Below are 19,513 nucleotides of genomic sequence, written 5' to 3'. Positions count from 1 at the left end.
TTAAGGGGTGGCGATCGCCGCTGGTTTAGCCTTTGTTTCGGCGATCGCCCCTTGGAGGGTTTCAATTAACTCTTGATCTAAATAGGGCTTCGTTAAGTAGCCATTTGCCCCCAACTGCTGGGCCAACTGCCGGTAGCGTTTACTGCCCCGGGAAGTCAGCATTAGCACCGGAAGTTCCGCTTTTGGATGTTTTTTGCGACAGCGGCCGAGAAACTCAAAGCCGTTCATATTGGGCATTTCCACGTCACAAATAATCCCGACCACTTCAGGGTGAAGCTCCAATTGGTTGAGGCCATCGGCACCGTCTTGGGCCTGGATGACACGATAACCGGCCTTTTGCAGGGTGGTGGAGAGGGTTTGTCGGGTCGTTAGAGAATCATCAATGGCGAGGACGGTCGGCAAGGTTAATTTTGGCTGGCGGGTCTGGAATTGGGGATTAATGATGGTTGTGTTGTGGCTATCTTTTTGGCAGACCCGTTCAATGAGGGCGGCACTATCTAGGACAGGAACGAGGCGACCATCCCCTAAAATAGTGCAACCAGAAATATACCGAGGTGAGGCGATCGCCGTCCCAAAGGGTTTGATCACCAGATCTTGTTCGAGGAGAATTTGATCGACCCGCAAACCAATCACTTCATTGGCCTGGGCCATGACCAAAACCATCTGTTGGCCCACTTGATTCCAAATATTACTGATATTGCCCTGGGCTAAAGAACCAATTTGTTGCCGACTGGCAATGGCCGAAGCGGGATAATTAAAGCCACTCAGGAGGGCTTGGACAAGGGGCACTGTTTTCCCCTGCCAGCGGAACTGTTCTTGGTGACCGTCTTTTGTGAGATCTGCTTTTTCGGCAGCGGCGATCGCCGACAAACTATTGATAGGCACCGCAAAGACACTCTCCTGACAACGGAAAATCAACAATTTTGTAATGGTCATACTCCAAGGGAGCCGGAGGGTAAAAGTTGTCCCTTGGCCTAGCTCAGAGGTCAAGGAAATATTTCCCTTGAGGGCGCGAATTTGCAGACGTACCGCATCGAGGCCCACCCCCCGACCCGATAAATGACTGACTTTTTCTGCTGTCGAAAAACCCGGAACAAAAAGTAATTCATACAGTTGTGACCGAGATAATTCTGCCGCTTCAGTGGCACTGACTAAGCCTTTGCGCACGGCTTTGGCACGGACTTTCTCAATGTCAATGCCGCGACCATCATCCTGGATTTCAAGGTAGGTAGAGTTGCCCCGGTTGTAGGCTTTGATTGTAATCGTGCCCGCTTCTGATTTATTGTGGGCAAGGCGCTCTTCGGGGGAGTCGATGCCATGGTCAAAGGCATTACGAACTAAGTGAACCAGAGGATCATAGAGCTTCGATAAAATCGCTCGATCCACAAGGGTATCGGTTCCTTCTAGGTTCAGGCTGACGGGTTTATTACCCTTAACGGAAAGATCACGCACAGTGCGCGGAAAACGGTTCAGAAGCTCCCCAATGGACAACATCCGCGCTTGGATTAGATTATTTTCTAGTTGTTTGAGGGTTTGTTGTCGTTGTTTGAGGGCCTGCTGATCCTGCTGGGCGATGAGGGTGGTGTCTTCGATGGTTTCACTGAGCTGGGCCATTTCCTCGGTCATGGTCGAAGCAAAAATGACAAATTGCGCCAACTGAGCCCGGGCCTGGGGATTTTTGACCACCAGTTCTTTAGCATATTCTTGGAATTGCGCGGTAATTTTATCGAAGCGACCATACCAGCGTTTGAGGGAATCGAGGGCGTCGCTGCTTTGTTTATTCCGGAGTAGGGCACTGTTGTCCTGGGTGACTAATTCGCCGACCAGGCTGTTGAGGTGATTGAGGCGGCCCATGTCGAGGCGCACGCTGAGGCTATTGGTGTCGATGCTTGGTAGAACGGGATTGGCAGGGGGGGCGATCGCCTTTTCTGGAACCGGAGCCTTTTCTGGAACCGGAGCCTTTTCTGGGACTGGTGCTGCTGCTGCTGAATTTGGAATTAACTTAGGTTCTAACGCCTCAGTCTGAGGAGGGCTGGGGGGAGTCTCGTCCTCGGTGGAAACAATATCATTCTGGATGATCGGTTCGCTGGGTTCCGGTTCATCCATGAGCACCAGGCTCGTGAGATCTACATCGACCTCTCCTAGGGCGTCATCGGCTTCTAGGATCAGTTCAGCCAGATCAATGTCACTCAGGACGGGTCGCATTTCGGCTTCTGGTCGGGCATTTTGGGTTAAAAATTGGAGGGCGGCCAGTTCATCGGCATCGAGGGAAAGACCGTTTCCTAAATCTTCGCCATTGCCGTTATTCACGAGGTCATTGACCGTCTCTAGGGGAAGAGCTTCTGGTGTCGTTGACGGGGAGGGAGTCTGGGTTTGGCTGAGTTGGTGGAGGGCGGCACTGGGTTCTCCACCCTGGGTGCGATCGCCAGCGAGGACAGCAGCTTGGCCTGCTTGAAAATCAGCAAGGGCGCAGCGGGCAATCTCCAGATACTGTTCAGCATTGGTTTCAAGGGCCGCTTGGGCCACCTGGGCGATCGCCGCAAAGCCTTCGAGGTTCAACATATCGCCTAGGGTTGCCAAAACTTCCATTTGGGAAACGAGTTCCCCGTGAGGATTTTTCGTCGGCGGTTTGTTGACGTAATTTTCGAGGCGACCAAGGGCTTGGGGGACTTCTTCTTTGAAAATAAATTCAGTAATATCCCCTTCCATCTGCATTTCTGGCAGTTCTGCCGCTTCATCTAGGGCATGGCCTAACTTCTCTTCTAACTGGCTAAAGATCGGTTTTGCCCGTCCTAAAGCGTGGTCAGGGTCATATTCTCCCTGGTGAATTTGCTGATTGATCGGGTCTTGGAGGGCGTCATAGGCTTCGAGCAACAGGTTTTCCAGCTCCACATCGAATACAGTGTCTTCTTTGTAAAGAGCCCGGATGCCGTTTTCTAGATCATGGGCGATCGCTTGGATAGCCATCAAGCCCACACAGGCGGCTCCCCCTTTAATGGAATGGGCGGCCCGCATCAAACCATGGATTGTCGGTGTTTCGTGGTCTTGGCAGAGGTTCATCAAACCCGTTTCGAGGTGCTGCAAAAGCGCCTGTGATTCCTGGACAAAGAATTCATAGGCTTGATCGTTTGTATCAACTGTTTCCTTGGCCATGATTGGATGATGATCCCCTACTCAACCGATGTGATGATAAAAAATAATGTTGCGATGCGATGTTACTCGACAGGGTGGGGAAAGGGCGATCGCCTCTCCCCGATACCCCGACAACTACTGCACCTTAAAGCGAGACACACTCTGTTGCAGTTCCCCGGCTACCCCCAGGAGCTTGGTGAACGATTCCGCCACCTTCACCGATTGGGCGGAGGTTTGATTAGAAACATTGGCCACATCCTGCATCGTTTGGTTCAGCTCATTGGAAATATCAACCTGGGTAGACGCCGAATCCGCAATTTTTTCGACGGTTTGGTTGATACTCATACTGACCTTGGCAAGATCCGTGAGGGCTTGGCGTGTCCCTTTCACTAATTTCGTCCCGATCAAGACCCGCTTCCGGCCCACATCCATGGCTTTGATTACCTCGTTGGTTTCCGCCTGGATTTCTTCGATGATCGCCTCAATCTCCTTGGTGGCGTTGGCCGATTGTTCCGCTAGGGTGCGCACTTCATTGGCGACGGCAAATCCCTGTTCTTCTTCCCCGGCGCGAGTTGCCTCCACAGAAGCATTCAGGGCGAGTAAATTGGTTTGGTTGGCCAGTTCGCGGATCAGGTTTAAGACCCGGGAGATCTTCTGGGAAGAATCCGCCAGATTTTTAACCTTGCGGGCCGTTGCTTCAACGGTTTGTTGGATCGCCACAATCCCTTGCACCGTCCGGTTCATAGCCATGTCCCCTGATTGGAGGGTTTTGTTCGCCAATTGGACTTTGGCTTGGGCTTCCTGGGCGTTGCTGGCGACCTCTTGGATGGATCCAGTCATTTTAAAGAGCTTATCGAGGGCCACATTGACGCTTTCGGCTTGGCGCAGCGCTTCCGCAGACAGGTTTTGAATCAAGGATTCACTTTCTTGGGCAGTGTCTGACACAATGGTTGTCGATTCCTGTACCCGCTGTACCAGCAGTTGGAGATTTTCAAGGGTGGCGTTGAAAAAGTCAGCGACAGTGCCCATTTCCCCTTCGGTGACCCCAGCCCGCACGGTCAAATCCCCTTCAAAGGATTCTTCGATTTCTTCGAGGAAGTTTTCAATTTGCCCTTGGAGTTGCTCCCGCTGTTGACGCTGTTCTTCGGAAACGGCTTCTGCTTGGCGACGGGATGTTTCGACTTCTTCGAGGAGGAGGGCTTGGTCGAGGGCATAGCCCAACTGGATCGCCACCTGACGGAAGGACTCTACCAGGGGAGCTTCCCATTCTCTGGTACTCGAACATTGGTGCGCCCCCAAAAGGCCATAAAGCTTTTGGTTAACGAGAATGGGAACCACCACGTTGGCCTTTACCTGCCATTTACCGAGTTGTTCTTCGTGACAAGCGGTGAGGCCCGCTTGGGAGACATCGGGGGTCACTTGCACCCGCCCTTGGCGATAGGGTTCAACGTAATCTTCGGGGAAACAGGGGGCATCGCCGGAGGTCATCATATCTTCGCTGAGTTTGCGCCAACCGGATTTGACGGCTTCGTATTTAATCCGGCCATCCCAATTGTCATCAAAGCGATAAACTACGACCCGATCGCACTTCATGAGCTTGAGGGCTTCTTCGACGCCAGTCCGGAAGATTCGTTCTAGATCGAGGGATTCACGGATCCGGAAACTGATGAGGTTTACTTGGCGTGTCCGGACGAGTGCCTGCTCCTGTTCCCGGCGGAGGAGGGCCTGGTCGAGGGCATACCCTACCTGTTCTGAGAGTTGACGGAGGATATCAATTTCCGTCTCACTCCAAAGACGGGTGCTGGCACATTGGTGCACAATCAACATGCCATAGAGACGTTGGTTCGCACTAATCCCGGTGGCCATATAACCCTTGACACCATAGGGGGCAAACTCATTCACATGGCAGTCAACAAAATCAGCATTAAAAATATCGGGAATCGCGACGATATGACCCTTCTGGTAATTTTTTGAGAGCTTTTCTGTGACCCGGGGTTCATTGGTGCGTAAGCCGAGGGTTGTGGGGTAGCCCTGCTCCACCGATTCTGCGGTGATCAGCCCTTTCCAAGAGGAATCAAATTCATAGACAATTGCCCGGTCTGTGCCCAAAAGATCCTGGGCTTCTTCGACGGCGACATTGAGAATGGCCTCTACCGTCGAGGCGGCCTGGAGTCGCATCCGGGTTTCATTCAGGCGCTTGGCACGGTCTTGTTCTTCCTTGAGGAAAGCCTGCTCTAGGACATAGCCAATCTGCTGGGCAATTTGCTTTAGGGTATTGATCTCTAGGTCAGTCCATTGGCGCGGCCCAGAACATTGATGCACGATCAACATGCCATAGAGCTTTTGGTTAGCGACGATGCCAACGGCCATGTAGCCTTTAACGGCATGGGTCGCAAATTCGGTGATGTGACAGTCGATAAAGTCGGCTTCGTAGATGTTGGCATAGGCCGTCACTTTCCCCCGGATGTAGGCCTTGGCAAATTTTTCGGTGACACGGGGTTCGTTGGTTTTTAATCCCAGGATCGACTCAAAACCAGACACAACGGATTCTGCATTGATCAGGCCGCGCCAGTTTTGATCCAAGCGATAGACAATCGCTCGATCAGCAGTGAGGATGTCTCGCGCTTCTTCGACGGCGGCGCTGAGAATTTCTTGGACTTCGAGGGATTCCTGGAGACGGGCACTCATCTCACTGAGGCGTTGGGCGCGCTCGGCGGTCATCTGCCGTTGTTCAATAAGGCTAATGCGTTCGAGGGCAAAGTTAATTTGGTTGCTAATTTGCTGGAGCAGGTTGCTATCGACCTCTTGCCAGGGGTGGGCACCTTGGCAACGGTGGACGACGATCAGGCCGAAAAGATTGCGTTCGATGGTAATAGGAGCAATCATCATCGCCCGCACCTGAGCTGTGTCGAGGGCTTCTAGTTGGGAGGCACTCAAACCGATGTCGCTGAGGCGATTTAGGACGGTGAGTTTGCCGCGCTGGGCCTGCTTGAGGTAGCGTTCATCGAGGCCACAGTCCTGGAGTGTTTTGCCCATGAGGCTTTTCCAGCGGGGATCAGCAGCTTCGGCGATCGCCATGGCTTTTTGGGGGCCATCGACCCGGAAAATGAGCACTCGGTCGGCTTGGAGGGCTTCGCGGGCATCGTCTACTGCTGTTTCGAGGATCTCTGCGGTGTCATTAAAACTACCGAGACGGGACGACAATTCATTGAGAATTTGGGCCTGGAGCGCGGCATTTTCTTGCTGTTGGAGGGCAAAGGCTTGATCGAGGGCAGTGCTGACCTGGGTGGCGGCCTGGCGCAAAATCTCTAGTTCACTATCGGCCCAACGGCGGGGTAGTGAGCATTGGTGCACCATCAAAAAGCCCATGAGTTTTTGGCGGGCGATAATGGGGGCGATCGCACTGGCGCGAATCCCTTTCGCCTTCAGGTGATTGAGCACCGCTTCATCGAGGTTGGCATCGTAGATATCCTCGATGACAGTCACCTGACCCCGGAGATAGGCGTCTTGGTGGGAGGCCTCCAGCCAGGGAAGATCGAGTTCTAGGCCCAGGATTGTCGGAAACTGCCGTTCTACAGCTTCGGCGACCACTTGACCCCCAAGGGCATTTTCACCGAGCTGATAGACCACCGTGCGATCGCCCCGGAGCGCAGTTTGCACTTCCTGAACCACCGCCGCAAAAATATCCGCTGGCGTGAGAGATTCCCGGATCCGCGCACTGATTTGGTTTAACCATTGAGCCTGTTCCGCCGCCGCCCGCTGTTGATCTAACAATTGGGCCTGGTCGAGGGCGTAACCCACCTGCACCGCTAACTGCCGGAAAAATTCGATCTCCGACTCTGACCATTCCCTGGCGATCGCACATTGGTGGGCCACCAATAACCCATACAACTCTCCCCCCAAAAGCAGCGGTGCCGTTAAACTTGCCTGGACTTCCAATTGTTGCCATTGATCCAGTTGGGTATCATCCGTTGTCGTCCCGTGGCCGAGATTATTGAACGCTTCAACCCGCCCCTGCTGAAAGAGCCGAATGGCATGGTCTGACAACCCCACTAGAGAATAGGACATTCCCAAAGCGCTGGGCCACCGCCGTTCCACAGACTCGTACATCACTTTGCCGAGCCAATCTGGATCATCAAAGACATACACCACCACCCGGTCTACATCCAGGGCATTGCGCGCATCCGAGACCGTCGCATTGAGAATATATTCAAAACTTAAGGACTCACGAATGTGGGAAGTCATCGCATTGAGAAGCTCAGCCCGTTCCACTGCCGCCCGTTCTGTGGCTAACAGAGATTGGAGTTCTTCCGTCATCATGTCGATGTTGGAACGAAGATTACTGAGTTCACTCACAAGGGTGCCAGCCTTTGAGGTGAGGGTGGAATGCTTGCCGTTGTTGGCGTTGGTGGCCTGTACCGGCACAATGGTCACTGTTTCTTCAATGGGTCGTTCTTTGCGGTCGTGGCCGAGGGATTGGGGCTGAAGACGGTTGTCTTGGGAGCTGTTGGGGCGGAAGGGAGCTTGAGTCATGGCAGTTTCAGGGAATTTCAATTTAGATAAACGCAGGGAAATGAAAAAATGAGGGGCCGAAACATTGGGCCGATTCATTATTCAGTCTGGAAAAATTAGCCTGGGGATTTGAGGTGATCTAGCAAGGCTTCGAGGTTGATGCTCAAGATGGTTTCCCCCGAAGCCGTCCGAAACTGGCCAGCCACCAAAGCTGAAACCTCAGGGGGGATTTGCCCTGGAGGACCAGGTAATAACTCCAGGCGATCGCCGCGTATGAGATGCTGCACCTCAGCGACGAGAATCCCGAATGTCTGGTGGTTGACCGTAACCCGTAAAACATGGCATTGCGATCGCCCATAATCACCAGCCAATAAAGGAGGCAAACGCAGGGCATAGGCTAAATCCACCAGCCACAGCACATCGCCGCGCCAGCCACAGACCCCCACCACCGCAGGCGGCAAATCAGGCATTTGCACAATGTGTCCCAACTCGACATTGATCGTTTCGACCAATTGAGCCGTGGGCACCATGGCCCGAAAACCATCGGCCAAAAGAATACCAATGTATTGTGTTGTGCTACTTTCCGGGGCAGAGGTCACAGGGGCCATAAACAACGCTCCAAATCAAACTTCAGTCAACAAAAGTTGCGCTAGACGGGATGGCAAATCAGGCAGCGCCAAGCTTAAGGGATCCAACGCCGTACCGCGTTTAACAATTCATTTTGGTCAATGGGTTTGGTGACATAATCATTGGCCCCCTGTTTACTGGCCCATTTTTTCAGCTTTGCTAGAGCACATGATGACAGGAATATTTTGGGTTTTTGGATTATTTTTCACCTCACGACAAAAGCCAAAACCGCTTTGGCCCGGCAGCACCACATCCAAGACAATGCCATCGATCATTTTGTGATCCAGGATGGCCCGCGCTGCCTCTGCCGTCGTCACCTTTAGCAAGCTAAACCCGGCATTTTCTAGGCAACTTGTGATAATTTGTGCTTCTGTCGGACTATCTTCAACTAATAATAAAGTTGCCATTGCAAACCTCTGGGGAAAATTCAAATTAAATAACAATTTTTGTTTGAGAGCAACCCTTAAGTAAACTTTGAAAAGTCAAATTTTATCGGGTAGAGCTAGAGACTTTTAAGGTGACATCTTCTGTTTCATTATCCTGTGCGGCAACTTCATCTAAATATTTTTCAATTAAGGCAATGGTTTTCTCTGGATCCGGTGGTTTCCCCAAAAAATCTGAAGCCCCCACGAGCTTGGCTCGATTGCGATCAATCAAGGTATCGCGGCTGGTCAAGACAATAATTGGCGTTTTTTCAAACACAGAGGTTTGCCTGAGAAACTTACACACGGTGTAACCACTGGCATTGGGCATCACGAGGTCAAGAATGATCACGTCTGGTTGACTCTCGATGAGCTTGGCAACGCCCCGCATGGGTTCACTAATGCCGATGGTGCGATAACCAGCCCCTTCGAGGATTTTCCGTAGGGTTTGGAGAATCACGGGGCTATCATCAATGCAAGCAATGAGGGCATCACGCTTTTCGGGCGATCTCAGACTGCCGGAGGTGGGGCCATCAGCATCGGTAGGTTCTGCAAGATGGCTTAGGGGAGGGGGTAAATCGGCAATTTTTTTCAGTTGAACAATGCGCTTTTTTAATAGGGGAATTAGGGCATTGGCAACGCTATTAACCGATTTACCAAGGCACACAGAAATGTCCCACATGGTGAATTGTCCATTGAGATACTGACCCAAACTGCCAAGGGCACTGGCATCAATACCTGCCTTTAGCACTGGGGCGAGGGTAGGACTCAAGTTGCCAAGACCAGCGGCTTGCCATTGTTGTTGGAGTTGCATCACTCGCTTGAGGTCGGGTTCGACTTCTAGGTAAGACAAGGACAAACTGAGGGCGATTTCTGTGGCATTTTTTTGGGTTTCATGGGATTCGATGGTGGCATCGGCATAGCAACCAAGATCGAAGAAGACTTCCTGGGCGATCGCCCGAATAATTGCCTTCGCTTGCATGACCGTCAGTTGTTTGGTTGTGATCCCTTGGTAAAGGAGCTGATATTCCCACATTTGCGAGCTGATCAGTTCTTGGGGATTTGGCGTCCACTGGGGGGCGAGCCGTTGGGTAATGCGGTACCAACGACGGGTAGAGTGGATACCGGCGGTGGCATGGAGAAGACGCCCGGACAGGAGATGAATATGCCCCTGGTATTGACTATTCCCCACAATCAACTCCCCCGTAGCCCGGGTTTGGCACAACTGGTTTAGTTGATCGGCGATGAAACTGAGTGTATTGCCTGCAGCAGTCATATTCTGTGTCTAGAGCATTCTCGATTTTAATATACCCATAACATCACGATCACCTAACAAAAACTTTGCAACAATACACAAATCAATTTATTGATTTAAAACCCTAGAAATCAAGCAATTAGCAGCATAATAAACCCAAACAATATTTTCTTTGCATGGGAATTTATTCGCTTTATTTTGATTTTTATTGCCGCACAAGTATTGAGGCGGTTCTTAATTCCGCTGTTGCTTTCTACGTATAAACACTGAAGCTTGTTTTGACTTTTGTGAAGTTCAAGAACATGTTGACTGTGGGACGTTTGAAAGTAATTCTTAAGAAAAAATTATAGAGATTTCTCCTAGACAATTTTGTGAAGATTTGATGTAGCTTTTGCTGTTCTAGGCGAGAAAAAGACGCCGTTAGCGATGGTTTGGGTTGACAAAGGGCAGTGGCGATCGCCAACAATGACATAGATTTCTAGCCCTCTCCAGTTGAGACCATGACGGATATTGCGACGTTAATTGCCCAGGTAAAGACAGAGGCAGAGCGGGAACCATTTCCCATTGATGTGCCTGTGTACCAAGCAGCACGCCTTAATCCCACGGAGCCAGTGCTCTATGCGGGGAATCTCAAGGCATCCCTGTGTTTTTTCGGGCGGGATTTGGGACGGGATGAGGTGCACGCCCGCCAACCCCTCTATGGCGCTGCGGGCACCCTAGTACGCCAGGGATTTTATTATGCAGTTCACCACAAAAAAATCCATGACAAGGCGCAATTGGCGACGGTGTGCGATCGCATTTTGCTGACCAATACGGTGCCCTACAAACCACCGGGCAACAAGGCCTATCCGGTGTCGGTTAAGGAACGATTTCGCCCTTTTGTGGAGCGGCTGTTGGTGTTGCACTGGCAGGGCAACCAAATCATCACCCTGGGTACGGAAGCCTTTAAGTGGTTTGACCCCTACGGACGACGGGGAGAGGTAAACGGGTTCTTTCGACGGGGCGATCGCTTTGAAACATCCTTGCAAGTGACCCTCCGGGCGGTGGACGATCTGGGAATGGAACACCAAAAGATCGTTACTTTGTCGCCTCTGCCCCACCCATCCCCCCTAAATCAACGCTACTACGCCCAGTTTCCCCAGATGTTGCAAAATCGTCTGGGGGCGATCGCCTTTTGAGACCTCGCCGTTTCGGGCTGCACTTAGTCCTGTTCCGTGAGTCCTGCCTGATGAAAATCTTGGCCCGACCCATATTGCCACGCTTCACGCCGTCGTTTGGCCTGGTAACTATCTCCCATGGGCAGACGCTGACTGAGGGCATAGCCTGAGGTATAGAGACCCAGGGCAAGGTAATGGCGCAACCAATCGGCCAACGCGCCCACCCCCAAATGGGGCAACAGGGGCAACACCGTTTTAAAGTTCACCCTGGGTAATGTCTTCGTTAGGCCTTGGAACTGCACCACATCCTGCAAAAATGGATTGAGGGTATCTTCCCCTAACTGGGCCATCACCCCAAAGACTGCATTTAACAGGTCATTAATCTGGTTTGGCGGGCAGCTTTGGTTGACCCCAACGCTCATCGCTTTTTGAAACAGCCAGGTGACCGAAAGATTCGGTTGGTAGGGTTGTAGCTGGGCGAGGGATTGGCGATCGCAACAGTCCTGGGTCAGGGCATCATCTAAACCGTTGGTGAGTCGCTCCAGATGCCTCAACATTGCCCCAAAGCCACCAAAACTAACGGGGGATTGGCCGCCACTACTGTCGCCAATGGGCAAAATGCGGTCCCAAGGATAACGCAGGGGACTGCGACGATAGCTCGGGAAAAAGCCAAATAAAAACCGCTGAAAATCTAAGGCCGCTAAATCCACCTGTTGATAGTCAGGCAGTAATTTTAGATATTCCTCCAGGAGGAAAGCCAGGTCAAACCGTTGGGGATGGGCATCGAGATAGGTAAATAGATAAGTAGTGCGGCCATCGTGGGCGGGAAACGCTTCCCAAAAGTATTGACATTGGTTGCGAATCGGCGTGAAGGAATAGATTAAATCTCCCTTACTATTCGCTGCAAACCCCTGGGCGCAGCTTCCCACCACTAGACAGACACCGTCGGGCTTTTGACCTTGGCGCACCTGTTGAGCAATGGGAGAAAAATGCCCCATACCATCCAAAATTAAGCGGGTGTGAAAGGTGAATTTTTCAGTCCTGGCGATCGCCCCCTGCGGCGAAACCGTAATCCCTGTGCAAGGGTGATTCTCAAAAATTTTGCCGCCCCAAGTAAGAAATTTTTCCTTCAAAACCGCCAGCAATCGCCGGGGACTCACACCAATATTCAGAATATCTTTCACCCAGAGGGGATCTCCCCCATGGAATTGGATACGCAGGGGATTGAATTCCGTGGCGATGACTTCGCGCAGTTCGGTCTCACTGAGCAGTTCTAAATCCAGAAGCGTCTGCAACTCACTCCGGGAAATATTCCATTCCTGAACGCGCCCTTGCAATGGCCCCCGCTCCAAGATAATCACTCGCCAGCCTCGCCGTTGCAGGGCCGCCGCGAGGAGCAAGCCTAAAGTGCCCCCGCAGACGAGCACATCACAATCATAGTCAGGGCAGTCTTCCGTACCAATTTGCACCATCGCCGGAGCGCCAATCTTACCCTGTCGCCAATTTTGCCACCGTTGATCAGCGGCCCGTAGCCCCTTGAGGGGATCCCCTGGCATTGCGCCCAAAATTGTTTCTACCTGACCCATGGCGATCGCCTCTCATTTTTCTGCACACTGTGGCTCTTTTTTATCATTTTCCCTGGGAGTGATGGTTATAAATACTTAAAAAATCTTGAATTTCCGGGATTGCCTTGACTTCATAAAACTTAATCAATAGAATCAGCGTAACTTAACACCGCCAAAATATTCAGGCTTAATCATTTGGTGCGTTGAGTGCTGTTTTAATTCATTTTTAATATTCAGGAGCTTGCCCGTGCTAGGAAAAATTTTAGGAAAAAAGAAAGATAACTTTTTCATGGAATTACCTTCCCAAGGTAACGACACAATCGCCGAAGCATCTGTTGCGCCCGAAGTGCGGGTACAGGAAACACCTCAGGTAGAAGCCCCTACTACTGAAGCTTCCCAAGAAGCCCCCACTCCCGTAGCCAGTGCCCCGGCCCCCAATGTTAATGATCCCACCGATGTGATTGTTGCCGCCATTCAAGCTGCAAGCCGAGAAGCCGTCCTCGCACAGACAGTAGAAGTTGGAGCCTTTGCAGAAAATTATCTCCTCAAACCCGGCAACCGTTCCAATCGTCGCCGCCCAGGAGCAAACATGGCTGCTTTTAAAGCGATGGCCCAAAACATCAAATTCTAGAAAGAGGCTTGAGTCAACAGAATTTCTGTCAGGGACAACGACATCCATTCATGATTTAGGGTTGAAAAAGGGAAGTAATCACTTCTCTTTTTTTGTGACAAATTTATTAATGTAGCGACGGTCAAAAAATAAATCTTTGACACTGGGGCCATGGGGAATCTGTGCTGCATGGAATCGGTACCAAAATTTTTTTCGCTGACCGTTTGGGGCAGATCCAAAATCTGTGGTAATTAAAAAGCGACAAAAGCCATTGCGATAGGGTCATCCTCTCTATAATGATCGCAACACTTGCAAACTGTTGCCACCATGAGCCAAAACCTTCCCCCTTCTTCCGAAAACTCAGTGCAAGTTCCACCATCCCGTCGGCGTCAACGTCTCATTACGGGGGCAGCTGTGGGCCTTGTGTTAGCCGTGGGAGCGGGCCTAGGCTATGGGCGTTACTACATCTACCAGCGCTTATCACCACAAATTGAGCAGCAGCTTAATAAGCAAATTGATCGCCCCATTAACCTGGGGTCAGTGCAAGGATTTTCCTTGGGGGGATTACGGTTTGGCCCGTCTGAACTGCCACCAACGGCGGATTCCAATGATCAGCTTCTGGTTGAGGCGATCGCCGTTGATTTTAACCTGTGGACGTTGCTCACCCAGCGGCGCTTAGACCTAAACCTCACCCTGATTAATCCCCAGGTGACCGTTGAGCAAAACCAAGCCCGCAGATGGCTAGATTTGAACATTGCTCCCGATGACCCAGATACTGAAGGTCTGGAAGTCAATATCAATAACATCCGCCTCCGCCGGGGTCAACTGACGTTAATTGCCCGCCAACGTTCCGGCACCCTGAGTCCCCCTGTGCAGTTGGCGATCGCCTCCGGGAAAGGCCGCCTCACGAACCAAAACAAAGTAATCAATTTTGATGTCCAGGGGAAGTTGGCATCGGGGGGAGACTTAAACATCGAAGGAATCCTCGATTTTGAGCAAGAAACCAGCAATCTCAGGATTCGCGCCCAGAAATTAGACCCTGTCGCCATTTCTAACCTGGTGGTTCCCCCTGTCACCTTTTCCGGTGGTGTAGTAGATGGTGCCATCGAGTTATTCCTAGAAGAAGGCGACCTCAGCGATTGGAATGGAGAGTTAATGGCCGAGGGTTCGACCCTAATCGTTCCGGCCCTTGCCAAACCCGTAGAAGATTTTTCCAGCAAAATTGGCTTTCAAAACCAAGAACTTCAATTCCAACAGACGACAGGCCGCCTGGGGACGCTTCCATTTAATGGCGATCTCAATATCAATTTTGAAACGGGTTTTACGGGGCAAATTGAGACGGCTCCCACAGAAATTGCCCAAATCCTGGACACCTTTGAATTAGAATCCCCAGCCTTTCCGGTGGAGGGTCAATTGGCAACGACGGTGACCTTTGGGGGGCCACTGGAACAAATTCAATTGGCCGTTGCGGCAACGAATGCCAGCCAATTAAAAGTTGATCGCCTGACCCTGGAGCGTTTTCAGGGCGATCTGACCATTACGGGTAATCGTTTTCTGGTTGAGCAGTTCACCGCCCAACCTACCTTGGGGGGCAATATCACCGGCCAAGGGGTGATTCAATTGGCCGATGAAAGTACGTCTTCGCCTGGGGCGATCGCCATTGCAGCCCAGGGGGATCAACTACCGACGAATGCCCTGGCCCAACTCTACGAACTCAATTTACCCGTCACTGCCGGGCCGGGCCGCACGGATATGGTGTTTGAAGCGCCCCTGAACCAAGTCTCAGAATTTGTCGTCTCAGGTACCGCTGTGGTGCCCGTGGCTGGGGGCCTGGTGACAATGCCCAACCTGCGCATTACCCAAACCCAATTCCAAACCCCTGCCCGCGCCCAGGGACTACGTCTCGCCCAACTTACGGAACAGGAACTGCCCTCCTTTCTCCAGCGCAGTATCGTCAATGGTGATTTCCAAGTTGCGGGCACCTTTGGCCAGTCAGAACCCCAGGCACAAGCGGGTTCCCTCGACATTACCGGTCAGGCCCGCACCAGTTTTGCCAATGGTCAGGCGATCGCCCGCAATATTCGCGTTGGGGATGGTCGGTGGCGCGCTGACCTGGCTTTAAATAACCTCGATCTCAAAGAAATTTTACCCGCTGTTCCCCGTACCCTAGTGGCGGACTACTCCGGCCAATTCCAGACAGGAGGAACCTTAGCTGAGGTGAACTTAAATACCGTCGAAGCAACGGGTTCTGGACGCCTCACGGTGGGCAATGGCGAGATTCGCACCGAGGGCGTCACCGTCGCTGGGGGGGAATGGTACAGTCGCACCGCCCTCAGTAATGTTGATTTAGTGAGCTTTGCTCCCCAACTGGCCAATGTGGCAAATACAGTCCCCAGCCAAGGTCAGTTTGAAGTGCGGGGTAACTTAGAGGATCTCTCAGTAGAGGGGATGTTGGCCCAGGGTTCCCTGAGCGCCAGACTAGCAGGCGGTGTCATTGACGGCGGATTGTTAACGCTCCAGAATGGCCAACTCCAAGGGGATTTTACCGCTCAAAATTTGGCTCTGAATCGCCTCAATAGTAGCCTGGAGGGAATTGGCAGTGGCGCTGTGCAATTAACGGCGGATGTGACCGAGCCAGACCTGAAGAATGTGCGGGCCGAAGGGGATCTGCGCCTCAGTGAAGGGATCGCCCTGATTAATTCTCCGTTAACCAGTCAATGGGCTTGGAATGGGCAGCAACTGCAAATCCAAAGGGCGATCGCCGAAAATTTCCGGGCCGATGGGGTCTTAACCATTGATAGCGATCGCCTCGGTCGCGATGCAAGCCAAGCAATTACACAATTGGCCCTCAACCTAGAAGCCCAAAATCTCGATCTCCAGCAACTGCCTTTACCGGAGGTGGCCCAGGCCCTCGATGTTGTAGGTCAAGGGGATTTTCGGGGCACGATCCAAGGGACGCTCCAGCAGCCCCAGATCAATGGTCAAGTCGCTCTCAATAATGTACAGTTAGCCGAATTAACCCTCGACCCCACCCTCCAGGGCACCATTCAAACCCGCAGCGATCGCCGCACCATTATCGCTATCGAAGGGGAAGAAGACCAGATTTTTGCCCGTCTGAATTCCCGTCTCCGCCCAGAACAGGCCGAACTCAAGCTCGATGGCTCGACCCTAGACCTCGCCCTGGAGTACAACCAAGCGGGCCTCGAACCGACCCGACTCCAACTGAGTAGTGGCAACCTCCCCGTTACCTTGATTCAACAGGTGGCCCAGGGACAACCCGCTTTGCAACGGCTTGATTTTCCCCTAGAAACGATGGTCTTGGGGGGACGACTCTCCAGTGAACTGCGGGCGGATCTCCAGGCGAATTCGGTGTCCGGTCAGGTGGCGATCGCCCAACCGATGCTGGGTTATCTTGAAGGCGATCGCCTCAGTGGAAACTTTTACTTTGCCAACGATACCCTCAGGCTCCAGGATTTCCAATGGGCGCAAAACGGTGGCCTCTACAGCGTCGATAGCACCATTGCCCTGGCCAACGAAAACCGTCCTAGCCCAACCATTCAAACCACGGGCACCATCGAACAAGGCCGAATTGAAGATGTTTTAGCGGCCCTGCAAATTTTCGATTACGACGATTTCCAAAATCTCGGCAGTTTGTCCCTACCGGATTATTTTGGCCGTTCCAGTCGCTTCGATCGGAGCGCCGATCTCTATGCCAACCGTCCCCAGGATCCGCCCCCCATCACCACTGAAATTGAGTCTGTGGCCGTGCCAGCCCAACCCACCCTGGAATTAGCCGATGCCACGCCCCCTGAACGGGAAAAATATCGTTGTGATACCCTCCTCAACGGCATGGCTGAAGCGACTCCGCCGGAAAATAATGGCGAAAATCCGGCCCTCTATAGCCGTGGCGATCGCCAACAATCCTTTGCCGAAAGAATCGCTCTTCTCAGTTGCGTCCAAAGCCAACTCAATTTAGATGTCGCCGAGAGTAAACCACTCTTGCCCGCAGAATTAGCAGACCTACGGGGGGAATTTAGCGGCGATTTGAGCCTTGCCTACAATGCAGATACTGGCCTCCAGGCGGATTTTGATCTCACTGGCGGATATCGCGAAGTGGCCGTATTTGGCGAATCACAGATTGTCGGTTCCCCTTGGCAGTGGGGCGAAATCACGATGCCCCAAATTATTGCGCGGGGTGTGCTGCGGGATCGGGTCTTAACGTTGCGGCCCGTGGGCATTCGTCTCTCGGAACAAGATGGCGGGGGACGCCTAAGCTTTATTGGTAGCTTTGGGGGCGATACCCAAACGGGACAATTGCGCCTCACCGAAGTCCCTGTAGCCTTTTTAGAAAAGTTCGTTGATTTACCTGAGGCGGTGGCGATCGACGGTTTTATTAATGCCAATGCTGCCCTTGCGGGAACTCCTGATGATCCCTCGGCCCGGGGCGAAATGACCATGGCTAACGCCAGTATCAATGACACGCCGATCAATAGCGTCAAGGGGAACTTCACCTATGATGATGCCCGCCTCGATTTCATCGTTGATAGTGAACTGGTGGCCGAGGCTGACCCCCTCCAAATTACAGGCAGTATTCCTTACCAACTCCCCAATGCGACGGTTGTCCCGGAGAGTAACGCGCTCAATCTCACGTTTAACCTTGAGAATGAAGGCTTTGCCCTCTTAAATATTTTGACGCGGGGTCAAGTGGCTTGGCTGGGCGGTGAAGGGGAAGTGGATCTGTCCATTGACGGAGAAATTGATCCCGATACGGGGCGGCCAGTGGATCTGGTGGCGGATGGTCAGGTGGCGATCGCCCAGGCAGAGATCCAAGCCCAGGTACTGCCTGATGACCCCTTGACCAATGTCCATGGGCAAATTGACTTTAATCTAGATACCCTGACCGTCCAAGAACTCACCGGTGATTTTAGTGGTGGCCAGGTGGCGATCTCTGGGCAACTGCCCCTCGCCAGGGCGACGACCGAGAGCCAAACCCTCGATGTGCGCCTAGAAGATCTCAACTTTGTGCTGCCTGATCTCTACCAAGGGGGCGTTGCGGGCAATCTGATCATTGCTGGTACCAGCCTAGAGCCGACCATTGGGGGCGATTTAACCCTCCGAGAAGGGCGTATTTCGCTGGCAGGGAACCAGGAAAATGGCAATGGTAATGGCAACTCAGCCGCAGCCACAAACCAACAAACCACGGCTGGGAATAAACAGCTTGACCCAGGGACATCCCCAGCACCAAAACGTGTTTCCAATGTCGATCTGCGGGCGATCACAGAGTTTAAAGACCTGAAGATTACCCTTGGCGATCGCGTGCAAATTACCCGGCAACCGATTCTGAACTTCCTCGCAACGGGGGATTTAACCCTCAATGGCACCCTCAATGATTTGCGTCCTGCCGGGGTGATTCAGTTAGATCGAGGTCAAGTCAATCTCTTTGCTGCCCAACTGCGGCTTGCGGGCAATCGTAATACCGCGACCTTTACCCCCAACTTTGGCCTCGACCCAGAGCTTGACATCACCCTAGAGACTTCTCTGTTGGAAAATTCCCGGTCATTTCTTGCCACTACCGATCCCCTTTCTGCTGAAATTCGTGACAATAGCGTCTTTGGCCCCAGCCAGATCGGCACCGTCGAAACCATCCGTATCCAAGCCAATGTGCGGGGACGGGCGAGCAATTTAGATGAAAATATTGAATTGACCAGTAGTCCGCCCCGTAGTGAAACGGAGTTGATTTCTCTCTTAGGGGGATCTTTCTTAGAAAACTTCACCGGGGGCAGCACCAACGAAACCCTAGCTTTGGCTAACCTAGCTGGTTCCGCCCTTTTGAGTAATATCCAAGATGTCATTGGCAATGCCCTTGGTTTGAGCGAGCTACGCCTCTTCCCCACGGTGATTACAGAAGATGAAGATGAGAGCAGTTCAACCTTGGGGCTGGGGGCAGAACTCAGTGCCAATATCAGCCCAGATTTGTCCCTGTCGGTGCTGCAAATTCTAAATAGTAGCCAGCCCGCTCAGTTTGGTCTCCGGTATCGGGTCAACGATGAGATTTTTGTCCGAGGCTCAACGGATCTCAACAACGATAATCGTTTTTCTGTCGAATATGACCTGCGATTTTAGACACAAAAGCAGAAAATTTAACAATCTTTCCTGAGAAACGTTAACATTATTTAATAACCAACCTGAAACACAGGATAAGACGCTCTTTTAAGAATCGCATAATTATTCTG

9 protein-coding genes are annotated in these 19,513 nt (G+C 52.1%); 3 read left to right on the top strand and 6 right to left on the bottom strand.

The features are described 5' to 3' along the window. The 5 genes from FEK30_RS04260 to FEK30_RS04240 form a co-directional block, all read right to left on the bottom strand. Positions 1–3,153: a hybrid sensor histidine kinase/response regulator gene (locus tag FEK30_RS04260; protein ID WP_138072007.1), complete on the bottom strand. Its 3,153-nt coding sequence runs from the start codon at positions 3,151–3,153 to the stop codon at positions 1–3. A gap of 114 nt (positions 3,154–3,267) precedes the next feature. Then, positions 3,268–7,665, bottom strand: a complete 4,398-nt coding sequence (locus FEK30_RS04255) for a GAF domain-containing protein (RefSeq protein ID WP_255447951.1) — start codon at positions 7,663–7,665, stop codon at positions 3,268–3,270. Positions 7,666–7,760: 95 nt separating this feature from the next. Continuing rightward, positions 7,761–8,252: a chemotaxis protein CheW gene (locus FEK30_RS04250; RefSeq protein WP_030006792.1), complete on the bottom strand. Its 492-nt coding sequence runs from the start codon at positions 8,250–8,252 to the stop codon at positions 7,761–7,763. 153 nt (positions 8,253–8,405) lie between these two features. Then, on the bottom strand, positions 8,406–8,678 hold the full coding sequence (locus tag FEK30_RS04245) for a response regulator transcription factor (protein WP_255447950.1): 273 nt from the start codon (positions 8,676–8,678) through the stop codon (positions 8,406–8,408). A gap of 82 nt (positions 8,679–8,760) precedes the next feature. Further along, complete coding sequence (locus FEK30_RS04240; protein WP_138072003.1) at positions 8,761–9,969, bottom strand: response regulator; 1,209 nt, start codon at positions 9,967–9,969, stop codon at positions 8,761–8,763. A 479-nt stretch (positions 9,970–10,448) separates the two neighbouring features. On the opposite strand from FEK30_RS04240, the gene FEK30_RS04235 reads away from it, so the two are divergent. Then, the gene (locus FEK30_RS04235; RefSeq protein ID WP_012305685.1) at positions 10,449–11,126 is read left to right on the top strand and encodes a uracil-DNA glycosylase family protein; all 678 of its coding nucleotides are present in this window, start codon (positions 10,449–10,451) and stop codon (positions 11,124–11,126) included. Positions 11,127–11,149: 23 nt separating this feature from the next. Here the strand turns inward: FEK30_RS04235 and FEK30_RS04230 are convergent, their stop codons facing one another. After that, positions 11,150–12,691 (bottom strand): NAD(P)/FAD-dependent oxidoreductase, encoded by a 1,542-nt coding sequence (locus FEK30_RS04230; RefSeq protein ID WP_138072001.1) that lies wholly within the window; start codon positions 12,689–12,691, stop codon positions 11,150–11,152. 268 nt (positions 12,692–12,959) lie between these two features. Here FEK30_RS04230 and FEK30_RS04225 point away from each other — a divergent pair, with 268 nt between their 5' ends. Both FEK30_RS04225 and FEK30_RS04220 read left to right on the top strand, forming a co-directional pair. Next, complete coding sequence (locus tag FEK30_RS04225) at positions 12,960–13,301, top strand: hypothetical protein (RefSeq protein ID WP_138071999.1); 342 nt, start codon at positions 12,960–12,962, stop codon at positions 13,299–13,301. Between the two features lie 306 nt (positions 13,302–13,607). Then, positions 13,608–19,403 carry a translocation/assembly module TamB domain-containing protein gene (locus FEK30_RS04220; protein WP_138071997.1) on the top strand — a complete coding sequence of 1,932 codons (5,796 nt, stop codon included), beginning with the start codon at positions 13,608–13,610 and terminating at the stop codon, positions 19,401–19,403. The last annotated feature ends 110 nt before the right edge of the window (positions 19,404–19,513 follow it).

This window comes from Picosynechococcus sp. PCC 11901 (assembly GCF_005577135.1).
Classification (GTDB): domain Bacteria; phylum Cyanobacteriota; class Cyanobacteriia; order Cyanobacteriales; family MRBY01; genus MRBY01.
This window is presented reverse-complemented; position numbering and strand designations above follow the sequence as displayed.